Below are 14118 nucleotides of genomic sequence, written 5' to 3' on the forward strand. Positions count from 1 at the left end.
CTCAACCCTCCCCGGCCGTGGCCTGCACCGCAGAAGCACGGTCAGCAAGCCACGACCAGAAAAGCAAACCGCCCCCCGCAACCACCAAGCCAGCGGGCAGGGATACCAGGGCCACACCGGTTACCAACAGGGCAAAGCCCAATAGGCCGGTGAGCCAGGACAGGTACACCAGTTTCATATGCCGACCCCTTTGTCGTAGATAGATTCGCCACTTTCGGCACCAATGGCACTGCTGATGCCGACCGCGATAAGCGCCGCAACAATGCCGTCGATGCGGCCGATGGCTTTGGATTTGTCGACCTTGCGGTTGTTGGCCGGGTCCGAGACGATCACCGCGTTGCCCGCGCACCAGGTCATGACCGGGTTGTCGTCGTGCAGCAGTGTCTCCACCACCTCCTCGGCCTCGGCAGGCGCCTCCAGCACCTCGTAATCCTCGGGCCCAAGATCGATCACGTCCGCGTTCTCGACCTTGCGGCCCAGCAATCGGCGTTCGAACTCGTCCACGGCCGGGCCCATGTCCTTGAAGCCCTGACCGAACGGCATCAGCTCCGGCAGCGCAATGTCGTGTTCACTCATCAGTTGCAACAGGTCTTCGATACGCCAGCGGTCATAGCCGATCCGGCGCACGTCGAAAAAGTCGCAGATGGTGCGCATGCGTCGTAGCACATGCAGTTTGCTGATGGCCCGCCCCGGCGTGGTCTCAAGGTGCTTGTCCTTGATCCACAACGCATAGGGCACCTTGTCGCGCTTCTCCCGGCCAAGCAGATCGTCGTCAGGGATCCAGAAGTACGACAGGGATCGCCAGTGCGGGTCGTGGGGTACCGGGCTGAACATCAGGACAAAGGCCGTGAGGTCGGTGGTACTGGACAGGTCGAGCCCGCCCACACAAGCCCGCTCACGCAACACCTTCATGCGCACGCGGTCAGCGGCCTGGCTCCAGATCTCCCAGGACAACCAGGGCGACGTGGCCTGCGTCCATTCGCAGAAGTTGAGGCGGCGCACCACTGCTTCCTTGGCCGGCAGGCCCCGTGCTTCCTGCACCTGCTCGCGCAAATACTTGCGGCCCGGAATCCCGTCGGTCTGCCCCTCCAGGATGAAGTCCAGCGAAGGGTTCACCTTTGGCCAACAGGCCTCATCCTTGAACGGGTCTTCGCCCTCATCCAGCGAGCAGATGAAGGCGAAGAACGCTTCGTTTTCCTCTTGCCCTGCACACACCCGCACACCGTGGTCATGGTACTGACCGCAGGTCGACTTCTTATCTGACCCGCTGTTGGTGATCATTGCGATCAAGGCGCGCCGGCGGAACTTGGTACCGGCACGCATCATGTTCACCGCGCTGGCGTTCTTGTGTTCGTGCAGCTCATCGATCAACGCGATGTGCGGTCGCGGGCCCGACTGGCCTTCGTCCGAACTGATCGGTCGGAAGAAGCTGTTGGTGTTCGGGTAGAACAGGTTCCAGACCTTTTCGTCGCGGCCCGACTGGACCAACCGAGTGGCAAGGTGGCTGGACATGTTCACCATGCTCACCGCGTCCCGGAACAGGATCTGGGCCTGGTCCTTTTTGGTGGCTGCCGCGTAAATCTCAGCACGCTGCTCACCGTCAGAAACAAGGCCGTACAGACCGATACCCGCCACCAAGGGCGACTTGCCCGAGCCCTTTGCCGTTTCGATATAGGCCATCCGGAAGCGGCGATAGCCATCATCGCTGTACCAGCCGAACAGGCTGCCGACGACGAATGCCTGCCATGGCGCCAGGATGAACGGCAGACCTTCATAGTCACCGCCGTTCAGGCACAGCACATCTTCGAAAAAGCCAATGGCCCGGGCAGCGGCGTCTGCGTTCCAGATCAACCCTCTGGCACCACCTTCTTCCAGATCCCGCAGGTGACGGCGTGCGGCGTTGCGGACGTTCGGTCCGGCAACAAGCTTGCCGCCCAGGACGGCATCGGAGAATGCCTTTACCCGGCAGTCAGTTGAAATACTGGGCAGCTGCGTCTCGTTGGTCATTTGGGAATAACTCACCTTGCGGGGCCGCCGACGCCCTCATGTTGCGGCGTGCCAATGGCGACAAACCGAACTGGGCCGCTGCCGCGTTGGCACGCTTCTCGGCATCGTTGGCCAGTTGCCGCAGCACATGTGTCTGCTGGGCACCGGTCTTGAAGGTCTGGACTTCGCCGCCCAGACCATCGAGAGATTCGCTATTGCGCGTGGCGATCAGCCGCTGAAACCGGACCCAATCGGCGTAGGCCTGGCAGTAGGACGCCAGCGCCATCAGGTCCAGATTCGACACCCAGCCCAATGCAATCAGCGCCGGCACCAGGCGTTCCCACTCAGCAACCGCTTCACCGGCCAGAAACTCCGGCATCGGCGGTGCATTCACCGGAACAACCGGATCCTTCACCGCATCGATCAAGCTGCCCAAGTTCTTTTTGCTTCGGTTACCGTTGAGCACATGCACGGACGCCGGCAACGGCGGGCGCCCGGAATTTCCATTTCCAGCCATGGACTACCTCCTAGTCTGATACCCCCCCTCCTCCATATTTCCCGTCTTTGCGAAGAGAGGGGGGCAAGCGGTCAAGAAGAGGGTCGGAAAAATGTTTTTCACCCCCCCTACCCCTGCACGCTTGGGCAAATGGCCCGGCGCGCCAGATCAGCGGCGATTCCAGTGGTGGTTGGGATCGAGGGGAATGCCGGTGGCCGTGCAACCCGCCAGCCGGCCGCTTCGTTCAAGCCGCTGTTTGGTCGAGTCGTGGCAAAGCTTGCAGAGTGGCTGCCAGTTGCCCTGATCCCAGAACAACTTCCATGCGGCCTTGATCCGGTCCGGCTCGCCTGACGCCTTGGCGTCCATCAACCGGGGCGGGGTCTTGTGGTCGACCACCGACGCCGGCACGGGGCGGACGTCGGTGGAGCACATCGAACAGAACGGGTTCAGCGCCAGGAACGCATCCCGAGATTGCCGCCAGCGGTGGCCGTAACCACGGGATGCGCTGCTGCCGCGTCGATCACTGACCTTGGCCATTGTTGGTCGGGCTCACATCGCACACGCCCAAACGCTTGGCGGCCCAGCGTTCATACAGCCCGATGGCAACATCAGCACCGGCCATTGCGGTCAAACAACCGACAGCCGCTGACGCCCAGATCGACACACCCATCGAATACATCAGCATGTTGGTCGAGAGCCCGCACACGATGCAGGCACCCGAGCGCAGCGCGATGCGCCGCACCAACCCCCAGCCACGAGCGCCCGCCTTGTCAGCCCTCCACATCTCACCTGATACACCACCAAGCAGAGACAGTACGATCACCATCCATAGCGGCATTTCGATTAACGCTTGTTGCTCATTGGTCATGCTGGCCTCATCGGTAGAAAGCACGGCGCCGGAAAAAGAAAACCCCGCCGGATGGCAGGGTTCTCGGTGCGCCGATTGCTCGGTGCGGGCTTGCACAGCACAGTGCTTGGGGGAGCGCCTAAGCGCAATTTGCAGATCGTGGTGACTTTTTACCCTCGGACTGAAAGACCGAAAAGAGGCAATTTTCGGTCATTCGTTTCGACGCTACTTCGACGGAACTTTGACACCAGTTGGGCGCATACCAACTCGACGAACGGTATGGGTGCGTTCGGGGCCAGCCCGCACCAGCAGGATACGCATCACCTGAAGGTGCAGCGCCTTGACCCAGTTGAAGTAGGTACGCTCAGCACCCTCAGCCAATCCCACTTCCTGCATCTGTTCACGGATGCTCAGCGCGTGTAGGTAACGGCAGTGCGCAAGGTGGGCGAGTACCTTGCCGCGTGCATCCCGCCGATCCAGCTCGGCCAGGGCCGCGTCGACCTCTGCCGCAATGTGATCCAACCCCGCACCACCAACCAGGATTCGCGTGCCAGGGGTGCCACGCGGTGCGTTGCCCTTCCATTCCATGATGCTGCCCATCTGGCTGCCCAAGCCGGCGCCAAGGCCGAGCTGGTTGCGCTGCTCTGCCCAATGCTGCAACAGGCCATCAACGTCCTTCAGCATGGCGCAACCTCCCCCGAAAACCGTACCCAACACAAAACAGGGGCACCCAACACAAACCCAACACAAGAAAAAACCAATGAATACAGGGCACTAAAAGAAGTTGTGTTTAGTGTGTTGGGTTTGTTGGGTTTTTCAGTGCTCGCATAGAATTTAATTTCCCACTGATAACCAGCTTCAAGAAAAGACGCGTACGCGCGTACGCGACGACAAACCCAACACACCCCACACAGTCCCCGGGAAGCCGCGTAACTCAAGGGCTCCACGTGTGTCGACCACTCAACACCAACCCGACACCAACCCAACACACCCAGCACACCCACGTGCGGACTCATGCTGCGAGCACCTTGATGTGCTCCCAATTATCGACGTTCCAACCCGCCAGCCTCGCCTTGGCGCGCCAGTCAGCAACCGTCTTGCCCAGCTCGGCCGCATTTAATGATGGGGGCAGGGAAGCATCAGCAGCATCCGGGAAAAAGAACACCCCGAAACGTCGATTGCTTCCATCGGTCCACGGGATCGCACGGTTTGTCTTCTCAACTACCGTACTGATGAAAAGCGAAAACTTCGTATGGCTCATCGAGTGCTCCCTATTCCGCTGGCACCACTCGATAAACAAAGCGCACAAATCCGAGGACAAGCAACAACCCCATAGACCCGGCCCAAGATCACCGAAGCGCCACAGGTTCATGAACGTCTGCCATGCCGCCCGACTCAAGGCCACCAGACGCTCCCGGGCCGGTGTGCTCGGCGGGCGCGTGCGCTCATTGAAGTCGCCCAGGTCAACGCTCAGCAACCAGGCGTACAACGCGGCCACACCACCGTTTTTCAACTCGGCGCCAATGGCCTTCTGCCGCTCGACGGGCAGCGTCTCCATCGGCCACATGACTAGCATGCGGCGGTCGCTCTCACTGATCGGCCAGGGCAGGATCTCGTTGCTGAGGAACACCGCGTTCATGTGGTTGGCTTCCTCCCAGCCGTTGATGAACTTGGATTCCATGCGCACCGTCTTGCCCGTCACCAGGTGCTTGATCTTGCCCACCTGGTTGTAACGCTGATCGCGGCTGACGACCTCCTCGAACACTGCCCAGAGCTTGCGGCTCTGCCAGGCATTGAACGAGCCTTCCAACTGAGTCTGCCCGACTGTGGCTGCGTACTGCCCGTACAGCTCACCCATGGCGTCGGCGAACAGCAGGCTCTTGCCGGAGCCCTCCATGATGGAGTGCATCAGCACAGCCGTGTCCATCTTGGCGCCAAGGTGCTGCAACGGGTAGGCCAACCAACGAACCAGCCACTCCATGGCGTCCTTTTCGTAGTTGCACAGGAACGAGATAAGCCATCGCAGGTTCTCGCAGGCCGCATCATTGCGCACCGGCTCAAGCGGCAGCCCTTCAAAGGTGTTGATGTAGGTGTTCGGGTCTTTGGTCATGGTCGGATCGAACACGATGTTGTCGACGTCGACCACGCGCCGATTCGGGCTGTTCAACCACAGGGCATACGCATCGCCCAGGGCCATCTTGGTGGCCCCTTCGGCAATACGGCGCTTCTTTTCACGGTCCCATACGTCCTTGGTACCGTCGATATAGACGTACCTGTCGATGGGGGCGAGCCCAAGGGCGCCACCCTTCTTGGTGGTCATGCGGCGCAGTTGCTCAATCTCTTGCACCTGGTCGGCAGATGTAAGGCGCTTGTCGGCAAGCTCCATCCACTCCTTCGCCAATGCCTTGCCGATCAGCGCTTCGAACCCTGACTTTTTCATCACCCGCGCTTTGTCCATATCCCAGACATGCGTGGTGCCCTCGACCAGGGCGAATCGGCGGCGTACTTCATCCAGGGCCATGGCAGCAGCCTCCCCCACTCCCCCGGAGGCTGAGGAGCCGGCCGCGCCTGGGGCATTCTGTACAGATGGGGTCGGGGGAAGCTCGCCCTGCGGCGGGGGCTCTGGCGCCCGACTGGGTTTGTCGATGCCAAGTAGCCGCGCAGCCGCCTTCGTGGCGGCCGAGGTGTCGCCGCCGTGCTCAAGAATGCAGTACACGTCGAACGCATCGTTCTTGTGCCCGTTGGCCAAGGGGTCGGTACTGTGATGCGAGTACAACTTCCCTTCCGTGATCGTCACGCCCGGCAGCCCACTGCTGCTCTGGGGACACAACCATTTGCCACCGTGCTTGGTGTAGCCATGATTGGCAATCAGCGCCTCAAGGTCATGGCACCGGTTGAACTCATCGATCACCTTGGGCAGTTGCGGGCCACCAGCTGGTGCACGCTTCGGCGCAGTAGTCGCCGGCTTGGTCGCCTTTGGTGCCCAGGGACAGATCGACAGAGCCCCGCGCTTGAAGGTGTCCCACCCTTGCCATATCGTCAGTAACGCGTCTGGCAGATCGGGCAAGCCGTCAGGGCTCGGCGGGGTACGCCAGACATAGGGCTTGCCGGTACCGGGGTGGATCGAAGGAGGCAGCAAGTCCTGCACCAGGCCAGCGCGCAGCTCAAGCACCGTAAAAGGCTTGTAAGGCTCAGCAGCAGCTTTAGCAGTCGCCTCGGCCGCTACATCACCGGCCTGCTTCGCCACCTTGGCCTCAGCCATGAAGCCGCGAAAGATCGAGCCGTCAGGGTCCGACTCGTTTGGCCACGACAACGAATGACGGGTCAGCTCGACCCCGTCAGGCACCCGGAACATCACGCGAAAACGCGCCGGGTTGCCCACCACTGTCGGGTAGGCAACTGCTAGCGCGTCGAGGTCCAGCCCCAGTTGCTCCTGCAGGACGAACCGCGTCCACTGCACGTCGTCGACGTCAAGGGAGCACACCCGGCTGGGGCCTAGAACAACCCCGAGGTTGTGGGCGGGATACTGCTGCCAGAAAATTTCGGCAGGCTCAGGGCTGGTGTAGTAGCCACCCGGCTTGTTCCATCCAAGCCCTTTTGGACCCTTCTCACCCGGCTCAATCGGCACCAGGGCGAGGCCAAACGTTTCGATGTAGCGGCGCGCCCATGCGGCGATAGGCATTCCATTGCGTTCACTCATCGACGCCGCTCCCGTAGGTCCTGGCAACTGGTGCACGTTTGGCAGCCAGGCACAGCCTGGTGGCGCAGCAAAGGAATAACTACCCCGCAATCCTCGCAAAATTCAGCGCTGGGCTGCTGCGAAGGAAAGACACGACGCCCAAGTGCGACCTGCAGCAGATAGTCGGCCTGATCATTGGCCCTGTCAGCGATATCAGCCATCGATATGATCCTCCATCGCCTGACGAGCACCGGCCATGATGCCCAGCACCTCGCGGATCACATCGGCACCCTGCTTTTCCAGGTCCAGCACTTCGTGCAGCTCCCAGTGCTTGTCGGCGGCGCCTTTATGCAGGCTAGCGACGAACTCACCCGCTTCACCCAGCAGCTTGCCGACAGCCTTCAGTGCCTCACGGCTGGCAGGCACGGGGATGGGGCGGTACCAGACGGCACCCGCCGGCCTGACCAAGGCATCAAGCAGGCGTGGGTCGGCGGTCAATCGGACCATATCTTCCAGCTCGTCTGGAGTCAGCCAACGGCGCTCTTCATCGTGCTTGAGCTTCTTTTGCAAGGCGTCGTTCTCGACGACCATTTCGAATGCCAGGCGGGTGATGCCGCCTGAATAGTCACGCCCAGCGCGATAAAGCGCATGGCGCAAAGAAAGGACCGGGCCAGCGCCCGGCAACAGATCTGTGCGACTCATAACCGTAAAACCCCTGTTTACGGTGTAGCCATAGGGTTAGGTACGACCTATCCTACGACCACGACCGATGTGCTGTGCTAAACGTGCTGTGCGGCACGGTGCGTTGATTGAGTCGTCCGGTATGTCTTGTGGTGAGAAGACCGGACGGCGGGTTGCAGCGGCGCTGTGCGCCGTCATAGCTGAGCTGGGGATAATCTTGTGGTGAGAGGCCCCAGCTCGGCGTTCCTACTCGGGCTTCGGCTTGCGCCGACTCCCTATTGGGCGGATCTCAAAGGCAAAGAATCCGCCCGTGCCGTTGCTGCGGACGCGAATATCTCGCGCAGAGCTGAGCATCTGAGAAACCGCGCTCTGAGTGACACCGAGCAATTCAGCCAACTCCGGCTGACTTCGATCCTTCGCGAACTCGCGCAAAGGCACTCCAAATTCCTCTTCCATCCCTTTCGTCCTCGACGGGTTTATGCGTGAATATTAGTGTTACTTCTTTGTCAGAGCAAGAAAAATATAAGCAACACTCTTTGATAGAGATAAGCGCCGCTAATATCGTGAGCGGCATGACTACTAAGCCCTCCTACATCGCCGAAGAAGCAGCCCGTCTGAAGGCCATCTACAAAGCCCGGAAGTCGGTCGACCCGTCCCTCAATCAGGAAAAGGTGGCGCATGACTGTGGTTGGGCAAGCCAAAGCGTTGTCAGCCAATACATGACGGGGAAGATTCCACTCAACATCGCTGCATTGATGAGTCTCAGCAGGGCATTGAGCTTCGCTCCTCACGAAGTCAGCCCGCGCTTGGCCGAAACGCTCGGCATCGCCAAGCAGCCAAGTCTTGGCAGCGTTGAAAACGCCACAAACATGGGTTCTGCTGGGCGGCTGTTACCTGTCGTTGGATACGTAAAAGCTGGGGCCTTCTGTGAAGCTGTTGCGTTTCAGGCAAGCGATGCTGATGAATGGGTCGAGGCTGGAGGCCCTGCAGGCCCACGCTCATTCATTCTCCGGGTTGAAGGGTTCAGCATGGAGCCGGATTTCAAACCTGGCGAAAAGGTCGTGATCGACCCTGACATGCAGTGGGAAACGGGTGACTTTGTAGTTGCCAAACGCGTGAGAGACCAAGCGGTGACACTGAAGCAGCTACGCTGCGAAGGTGGCGAGTTCTACCTGTACGCGACCAATCCTGACTGGCCGGAAAGGATCATTCGAATGGATGAAGAATGGTCAATATGTGGCCGAGCACGAAGAAAAATTGTCGACCTTTGAAACCAAGAGCCCGCTTTCAGCGGGCTTTTTCATGCCCGCCGAGCAGTATTTATTAGCGATACTGTTGACTTATTAAATCAGTAATACTAATTTTGTCTCGCCTTAGCCCTCTCACCACAGAGAACGAGACATGCCAAACGCACAGCACACAAGCCAATGCCAAGTATTCCTTCACCCCACCGCGTGCAGCAGCCGCTTAGCCATAAACGCAATTCAGCAACGCATCGGGCGACTGGTCATCACCACGTCGAAAGGTAATGCACAGGCTGTCAGCCCTGCCACCGACCAGCTCGGGGGTAATGCGGCATGAGCGCCTTCGTCGTCCCTTTCCCCAAGCAAGACCTGTTGCACCAGTTACTTGCTGCAGGCGGCACTATCACATGCCCTCTCTATCGTCCTACAGCGCAGTTTGACGCCGATGTTGAGGTCGAGCTGAGCGATGAACATGCACACATCAAGGTAGCGTTTCGGGGGCTGACGGGCTCACTGACCCTTCCACGCGGCGACCGGGCCAACCACCTGCACCTGCGCGACTTCATTCAGGACGTAGCCAACGGGCGCACAGAGGCCGGACGCACTCAACAGGCCATCGCCCTGATGGAAGCACTCGAGCACGTAGACACGGTGCTACAGCCCGGCCAGATTGCGTACATCACACCCACCATATCGGAAGTGCACCCCTTCGGCGCAGTTGTCACGAACGGGCTGGGTGAAGTGTGCGCGGCAGCCATGGGCAGCAGCAAAGAGCACCTGGCCGATCTGATCAGCCGCAAGTTGCAACGTTACCCCGAGGGGACCGGGGAGCGCGCATGAGCGAAACGCTAGCCCAGTTGCGTCGCCAGTGGACCACCCCATGCCCAACCTTGAGCGCTGTCCGGGAGCACTATTTCCCGCACATCAAGACGGATCGGCACCTGCGCAACCTGATCAACGCCGGCCGTATCCGACTCAAGCTGAGCAAGCTGCACCGCTCTGTACGCGCCGAGCACGTGGTCTACCTGCATGAACTCGCTGCCTATCTGGACGCACAAGCCCAGTCAGCAGCATGACAAGGCGGCCCCGGCCAACAGGGGCAATCGCCCTGCCGCTCTCACCACGGCTTACACCTGCGGCGGGCACACTTTGGAGCACAGCACATGCAACCACAGCAAATCATCCTTGCCCTGGCCACCCTCTGGCTGTTCACGCTGGCGGCACTGCCATTCCTGTTCAACGCAGCTTGCCGTCGAGCAAAAGAAAGCGGCTTAGCCGCGGGGCTCGCACAGCGGGAAGCCGACCATGCCAGGCAGATCGCCGCCCTGAACGCGGACATTGACGCCATCGCCCAGGAGCGCCTGGCAGAACAGCGGGCGCACCTGCTGGCAACGAGTCAGCGGCTGGCCCACATCGAAGAACTTGAAGCCAGGATCATGTCGTACACCGGGCTCGCCGTGACGAAGGCCGACTACGAACACCTTAAAAACGCTGCTGAAACCCTGCGCTTGGCCCGCAACACCTGGCAAAAGCTGCAAGGCACCGAGCCGTGGTGTGCACGCGCATACGCCGAATGCCAAGGCCTGCTGAAACTCGCCAGCCGCGTGCATGCAGAGTTGCGCACCAGCCCCAGCTCGGCCATTCAGCAAGGGGATGCGGCATGAGCACTACACATGATCAGCAGGAACGAGAACGCATCATCCGCAAGATCAAGCACTGCCTTGCACTTTCTGCCAGCTCCAACGAACACGAAGCTGCTGCAGCGATGCGCCAGGCTCAGAAGCTGATGCGCAAATACCGGCTCACCGAACTCGACGTGCACATCAGCTCCGTGGAGAAAACCTATGGCGCGCAGGTGAAATGCCGCCGGCCTTCATGGGATCGGGACCTGATCAACGTCGTGGCCCAGGCCTTCAACTGCAAAGGGTTCACCCACAGCAACTGGGACGCAGCGTCCGGTGGTCGCAGAGAAAGGGCGCTGTTCATTGGCGTGTCTCCAGCACAGGAAATTGCCAAGTACGCCTATGACACTTTGCTGGTGAAGGTGACCAGCGCCAGGAAGGAACACGTAGCCAAAATCAAAAGCGGATTGCTTCCCCAAGCCCGGTTCACCCCCGAAACCCGGGGAAACCACTTCGCTCAAGCATGGGTTGGCCAGGTCCACTACAAGCTGCAGGAACTGGTACCAGAGGTGGACGAACCTGATGACGACAATTGCAGCGACGAGCGAGCACTAGCGGTTACTGAGTCCAGGGAACACGCCCTGATAGATGCCTTCGTACATCAGTTGACGAAGGGTAACGGGGCAGCCACCGAGCGCAGCCGGAAAGGGCCAGAAGCAAACATCGAAGATCTGATGCTGGGCATGAGGGCGGGGCAAGCCGTTGAGCTGAATCAGGGGCTGGCGAGTGCGGGGGAACTGGCACCGACCTTACAGCACGAGACAAGGGAGGTCGCATGAGCGTTCCACGCTGGGTAATGATCAAACGCGCCGCTGAACTTACTGGGTACAGCGAAGATGCCATCCGCCACAAAGTGAAGGATGGCACCTGGGCACAAGGACGCGTCTGGCGCAAAGCTCCAGACGGCCGCATCGCAATCAACATGGCGGAGTATGACAAGTGGGCCGAGAGCGCATCGCAAGTGGCCTAGAGGCCGAGCTGGCCAAGCACACGGGCATCGAGATTCATGGCGGCAACCTGCGGATCGTCTTCATGTGGCGCCGCATTCGCTGCCGTGAGTCTCTCGGCCTGCCGGTGACCAAAGCCAACATAAAACACGCCGCCCAGCTCAGGGCGGCGGTTCTTCATGAAATCAAAGTTGGCACCTTCGAGTATGGGCGGCACTTCCCTAGCTCGAAGCATGCTGCGAATTACAGCAGGGCGAAGGACGAGAGCCTGCAGGCATTGGCTGAACGATACAAACCCTTGAAGGCTATCGACCTTACACCCATGACCGAGGAAAAATACGCTTACGCTATCGACATCTGCGTCGAACTGGTGGGCAAAGATCGCTTGGCTGGTATTCTACTCCCGGAGGATATACAGGTGCTCCGCGCCTTACTGATTGAGACTCGAGCACCGTCGACGGCAAACCACTACCTTGCCACCTTCGCAGGCTTCCTGACTTGGTGCGAGAGCAATGGCCACTGCATAGCCGGCCTCGCTGCAGCGTGCACACGATTTGCCATGAGCGAAAAGGAACCCGACCCACTCACTCGTAACGAATTCGATCAACTCATAAACAAAGGCTGCTTACACCCACAGGATAGAGCGGCAATCACACTTGCTGTTTACACTGGCTTACGCCCGGGCGAACTGTGCGCGCTAGCGGTGGAAGATATAGATCTAGCGAGTGGAAAAATTGATATCACTCGAGCCATCACCGCCAATGGCACTTTCAAGGTTACCAAAACTGGCAAGCCACGAACTATTCTATTGATGCCACCCGCATTGGAAGCCTGTCAGATACTAATGGACTTGGTCAGCGATCACTCCAAGGAGCAGATACGTATATATCAGAACCGCCATGAGTGGCGAGATATAGCCGTTACACCCCTGCTATCTCCTCGCACCCAAGCAAGGAAGAAAGACATTAATCAGTGGTATGTATCCACTACCTGGAACACTAAATGGGCAGCGATTCAACGGCGCGCAGGAATACGACCTAGGCGACCATACCAAACTCGTCACACTTATGCCTGCTGGTGCCTGACGGCCCGTGGCAACATTGCTTTTATAGCGAAGCAAATGGGACACAAAGACTTCACCATGTTGGTAGAAGTCTATGCGAAATGGATGGATGATGAATCGCCCGCAGAATTACAAAACATCTGGAACAGCCTGAGGAAATAGAAACATCCACCCTAAGACATGCGAGTGAAGCTCACTTCTTCTGAAAAAAACTTTGCACAGACTTAACAACTTCACCAAAAGGCATATCACCTAACGCCAGGCCATCTGGCGTTTTTTTATCAGACCGCCCACTATCAAAAACGCTTTTCAGCAGGACGATCAATATAGCGGAAACACCCAAAATCAAAGCACTACCGATAAGAATTACATGCCAATCCATCGTCTTTACAACGGTAACTGGCGCACTATGCAGACGCACAGCTTCAGTAAAAAGTTCGGTAATTGAACTGACGAAGCCGGTGAGAATACATAAAAGCCAAACAAGCGCGAGTGATACCGCAACGATAACACCCAATTCCTTTATATGCTGAACGGATGAAAGAGCATCCTTCCAATTTTTATCAGCAATTGTCGGGTTATTTACACCCCCAGCACTCCCTTCACTATCCCCACTAACAGATGCGGTGCCAGTGTAAGTAACTTTTTCACCACTACCCTGGTTTTTTGGAGCCTCTTCAAATACTTCCTTGTCAGTCATAACGTTCTCAATACATACCAAGATTTTTTAAACGATAGCCCATCGCAACTTCTGAAACATTAAAGCCACGCGCCATATCACTAATAGTCCGCGAATCCACGCCGTAGCGCGCAACTGATCGTACTACAGCCTCGGGCATCAACAGCTGAGCCGCGAACTGGTTTGCCTGCATTTCTCTTGGCTGCTCATAACCACTGGTATAAGCCATTTTAGGGTCCCGCAGCACGCGCTCACCTGGGATAATATGATTCATCATCATATGCCCAAGCTCATGCGCAATAGTAAAGCGCTGGCGTGTGGGCTGCTCGTAAGGGTTGAACCGAATCACCGGCCTTCCACTGTCATCGAACTGAAAAGCGCCACTGAGCCCTTCCCGTTCGAGTTCGGGATCACCTATAACGGTCGCACCTGCTCGGACCGCTAACTGAATCGGATCTATCGGCAACTGCCCGTCCCAATAACGATTCAGGACCATGCTTGCTACTTCTGTAGGCATGCCGCCTCCTCGCCTGGCTGTGGATAACTTGTTACTAAGCTGTGCATACATGGTACACAAAATGATCACGTATTATCTGATATTCAAGCCCCCTGTCAAATTTCGAAAGACATTTTGGTTACGTGGTAGGCTATGCGTCGATTTTCAATGGATGTGGCAAGCTAGCTTCACGCCTCTGCTTGCGGTGCACTGACTTACGCACGCAACAAGCCCCAATTTTGCCCCACCGCCTCACCAAAAGTCAGCTAACTACCTGATGAATAAAGCAATTTCTGATCTCTCCGCACACACTCCGAT

At 58.4% G+C, this 14118-nt stretch carries 19 protein-coding genes; 7 read left to right on the top strand and 12 right to left on the bottom strand.

All coding sequences use genetic code 11. From position 1 onward, the window contains the following. Window position 1: 1 nt before the first annotated feature. The 10 genes from KUO17_RS10055 to KUO17_RS10100 form a co-directional block, all read right to left on the bottom strand. Window positions 2-178: a hypothetical protein gene (locus KUO17_RS10055; protein WP_210014595.1), complete on the bottom strand. Its 177-nt coding sequence runs from the start codon at window positions 176-178 to the stop codon at window positions 2-4. Continuing rightward, complete coding sequence (locus KUO17_RS10060; RefSeq protein WP_217975421.1) at window positions 175-2007, bottom strand: terminase large subunit; 1833 nt, start codon at window positions 2005-2007, stop codon at window positions 175-177. The genes KUO17_RS10055 and KUO17_RS10060 overlap by 4 nt, the downstream gene beginning before the upstream one ends. After that, complete coding sequence (locus KUO17_RS10065; RefSeq protein WP_043863297.1) at window positions 1970-2503, bottom strand: phage terminase small subunit P27 family; 534 nt, start codon at window positions 2501-2503, stop codon at window positions 1970-1972. Before KUO17_RS10065 ends, KUO17_RS10060 begins: the two co-directional genes overlap by 38 nt. Window positions 2504-2650: 147 nt before the next feature. Beyond that, window positions 2651-3019 carry an HNH endonuclease signature motif containing protein gene (locus KUO17_RS10070; protein WP_217975422.1) on the bottom strand — a complete coding sequence of 123 codons (369 nt, stop codon included), beginning with the start codon at window positions 3017-3019 and terminating at the stop codon, window positions 2651-2653. Then, the gene (locus KUO17_RS10075; protein ID WP_043863295.1) at window positions 3003-3350 is read right to left on the bottom strand and encodes a phage holin family protein; all 348 of its coding nucleotides are present in this window, start codon (window positions 3348-3350) and stop codon (window positions 3003-3005) included. The genes KUO17_RS10070 and KUO17_RS10075 overlap by 17 nt, the downstream gene beginning before the upstream one ends. Before the next feature lie 204 nt (window positions 3351-3554). Next, on the bottom strand, window positions 3555-4013 hold the full coding sequence (locus KUO17_RS10080) for a hypothetical protein (RefSeq protein WP_255263512.1): 459 nt from the start codon (window positions 4011-4013) through the stop codon (window positions 3555-3557). Window positions 4014-4341: 328 nt separating this feature from the next. Then, window positions 4342-7029: a DUF5906 domain-containing protein gene (locus KUO17_RS10085; RefSeq protein WP_217975423.1), complete on the bottom strand. Its 2688-nt coding sequence runs from the start codon at window positions 7027-7029 to the stop codon at window positions 4342-4344. Then, window positions 7026-7229 (bottom strand): TraR/DksA C4-type zinc finger protein, encoded by a 204-nt coding sequence (locus tag KUO17_RS10090; RefSeq protein WP_217975424.1) that lies wholly within the window; start codon window positions 7227-7229, stop codon window positions 7026-7028. The genes KUO17_RS10085 and KUO17_RS10090 overlap by 4 nt, the downstream gene beginning before the upstream one ends. Beyond that, window positions 7222-7710, bottom strand: coding sequence for a phage regulatory CII family protein (locus KUO17_RS10095; RefSeq protein WP_043863292.1), 489 nt, complete (start codon window positions 7708-7710; stop codon window positions 7222-7224). Before KUO17_RS10095 ends, KUO17_RS10090 begins: the two co-directional genes overlap by 8 nt. A 225-nt stretch (window positions 7711-7935) precedes the next feature. Then, window positions 7936-8145, bottom strand: a complete 210-nt coding sequence (locus KUO17_RS10100; protein WP_217975425.1) for a Cro/Cl family transcriptional regulator — start codon at window positions 8143-8145, stop codon at window positions 7936-7938. 26 nt (window positions 8146-8171) lie between these two features. On the opposite strand from KUO17_RS10100, the gene KUO17_RS10105 reads away from it, so the two are divergent. From KUO17_RS10105 to KUO17_RS10135, 7 genes are all read left to right on the top strand, one after another. Next, the gene (locus KUO17_RS10105) at window positions 8172-8960 is read left to right on the top strand and encodes a helix-turn-helix domain-containing protein (RefSeq protein WP_341869604.1); all 789 of its coding nucleotides are present in this window, start codon (window positions 8172-8174) and stop codon (window positions 8958-8960) included. Between the two features lie 306 nt (window positions 8961-9266). Then, window positions 9267-9773, top strand: coding sequence for a hypothetical protein (locus KUO17_RS10110; protein ID WP_217975426.1), 507 nt, complete (start codon window positions 9267-9269; stop codon window positions 9771-9773). Next, on the top strand, window positions 9770-10009 hold the full coding sequence (locus KUO17_RS10115; protein WP_217975427.1) for a pyocin activator PrtN family protein: 240 nt from the start codon (window positions 9770-9772) through the stop codon (window positions 10007-10009). The genes KUO17_RS10110 and KUO17_RS10115 overlap by 4 nt, the downstream gene beginning before the upstream one ends. Window positions 10010-10096: 87 nt before the next feature. Continuing rightward, on the top strand, window positions 10097-10597 hold the full coding sequence (locus KUO17_RS10120) for a hypothetical protein (protein ID WP_217975428.1): 501 nt from the start codon (window positions 10097-10099) through the stop codon (window positions 10595-10597). Further along, window positions 10594-11394: a DUF2786 domain-containing protein gene (locus KUO17_RS10125; protein WP_217975429.1), complete on the top strand. Its 801-nt coding sequence runs from the start codon at window positions 10594-10596 to the stop codon at window positions 11392-11394. Before KUO17_RS10120 ends, KUO17_RS10125 begins: the two co-directional genes overlap by 4 nt. Beyond that, window positions 11391-11585 (top strand): hypothetical protein, encoded by a 195-nt coding sequence (locus KUO17_RS10130; protein WP_043863285.1) that lies wholly within the window; start codon window positions 11391-11393, stop codon window positions 11583-11585. The genes KUO17_RS10125 and KUO17_RS10130 overlap by 4 nt, the downstream gene beginning before the upstream one ends. Next, entirely contained in the window at window positions 11555-12787 is a 1233-nt protein-coding gene (locus KUO17_RS10135) for an Arm DNA-binding domain-containing protein (RefSeq protein ID WP_217975430.1), read from the top strand. Before KUO17_RS10130 ends, KUO17_RS10135 begins: the two co-directional genes overlap by 31 nt. A 31-nt stretch (window positions 12788-12818) precedes the next feature. On the opposite strand, the gene KUO17_RS10140 is transcribed toward KUO17_RS10135, so the two are convergent. Both KUO17_RS10140 and KUO17_RS10145 read right to left on the bottom strand, forming a co-directional pair. After that, window positions 12819-13325 (bottom strand): hypothetical protein, encoded by a 507-nt coding sequence (locus KUO17_RS10140; protein WP_217975431.1) that lies wholly within the window; start codon window positions 13323-13325, stop codon window positions 12819-12821. 7 nt (window positions 13326-13332) lie between these two features. Then, window positions 13333-13821 (bottom strand): ImmA/IrrE family metallo-endopeptidase, encoded by a 489-nt coding sequence (locus KUO17_RS10145; protein ID WP_217975432.1) that lies wholly within the window; start codon window positions 13819-13821, stop codon window positions 13333-13335. Window positions 13822-14118: the final 297 nt, after the last annotated feature.

Origin of the sequence: Pseudomonas aegrilactucae (assembly GCF_019168305.1) — a bacterium.
In the GTDB taxonomy this organism is placed as follows: domain Bacteria; phylum Pseudomonadota; class Gammaproteobacteria; order Pseudomonadales; family Pseudomonadaceae; genus Aquipseudomonas; species Aquipseudomonas aegrilactucae.

What these genes read in the sequence shown, in the direction of transcription:
- KUO17_RS10055 (WP_210014595.1), bottom strand. Translation starts at nt 178, where the DNA reads ATGAAACTGGTGTACCTGTCCTGGCTCACCGGCCTATTGGGCTTTGCC.
- KUO17_RS10060 (WP_217975421.1), bottom strand. Translation starts at nt 2,007, where the DNA reads ATGACCAACGAGACGCAGCTGCCCAGTATTTCAACTGACTGCCGGGTA.
- KUO17_RS10065 (WP_043863297.1), bottom strand. Translation starts at nt 2,503, where the DNA reads ATGGCTGGAAATGGAAATTCCGGGCGCCCGCCGTTGCCGGCGTCCGTG.
- KUO17_RS10070 (WP_217975422.1), bottom strand. Translation starts at nt 3,019, where the DNA reads ATGGCCAAGGTCAGTGATCGACGCGGCAGCAGCGCATCCCGTGGTTAC.
- KUO17_RS10075 (WP_043863295.1), bottom strand. Translation starts at nt 3,350, where the DNA reads ATGACCAATGAGCAACAAGCGTTAATCGAAATGCCGCTATGGATGGTG.
- KUO17_RS10080 (WP_255263512.1), bottom strand. Translation starts at nt 4,013, where the DNA reads ATGCTGAAGGACGTTGATGGCCTGTTGCAGCATTGGGCAGAGCAGCGC.
- KUO17_RS10085 (WP_217975423.1), bottom strand. Translation starts at nt 7,029, where the DNA reads ATGAGTGAACGCAATGGAATGCCTATCGCCGCATGGGCGCGCCGCTAC.
- KUO17_RS10090 (WP_217975424.1), bottom strand. Translation starts at nt 7,229, where the DNA reads ATGGCTGATATCGCTGACAGGGCCAATGATCAGGCCGACTATCTGCTG.
- KUO17_RS10095 (WP_043863292.1), bottom strand. Translation starts at nt 7,710, where the DNA reads ATGAGTCGCACAGATCTGTTGCCGGGCGCTGGCCCGGTCCTTTCTTTG.
- KUO17_RS10100 (WP_217975425.1), bottom strand. Translation starts at nt 8,145, where the DNA reads ATGGAAGAGGAATTTGGAGTGCCTTTGCGCGAGTTCGCGAAGGATCGA.
- KUO17_RS10110 (WP_217975426.1), top strand. Translation starts at nt 9,267, where the DNA reads ATGAGCGCCTTCGTCGTCCCTTTCCCCAAGCAAGACCTGTTGCACCAG.
- KUO17_RS10115 (WP_217975427.1), top strand. Translation starts at nt 9,770, where the DNA reads ATGAGCGAAACGCTAGCCCAGTTGCGTCGCCAGTGGACCACCCCATGC.
- KUO17_RS10120 (WP_217975428.1), top strand. Translation starts at nt 10,097, where the DNA reads ATGCAACCACAGCAAATCATCCTTGCCCTGGCCACCCTCTGGCTGTTC.
- KUO17_RS10125 (WP_217975429.1), top strand. Translation starts at nt 10,594, where the DNA reads ATGAGCACTACACATGATCAGCAGGAACGAGAACGCATCATCCGCAAG.
- KUO17_RS10130 (WP_043863285.1), top strand. Translation starts at nt 11,391, where the DNA reads ATGAGCGTTCCACGCTGGGTAATGATCAAACGCGCCGCTGAACTTACT.
- KUO17_RS10140 (WP_217975431.1), bottom strand. Translation starts at nt 13,325, where the DNA reads ATGACTGACAAGGAAGTATTTGAAGAGGCTCCAAAAAACCAGGGTAGT.
- KUO17_RS10145 (WP_217975432.1), bottom strand. Translation starts at nt 13,821, where the DNA reads ATGCCTACAGAAGTAGCAAGCATGGTCCTGAATCGTTATTGGGACGGG.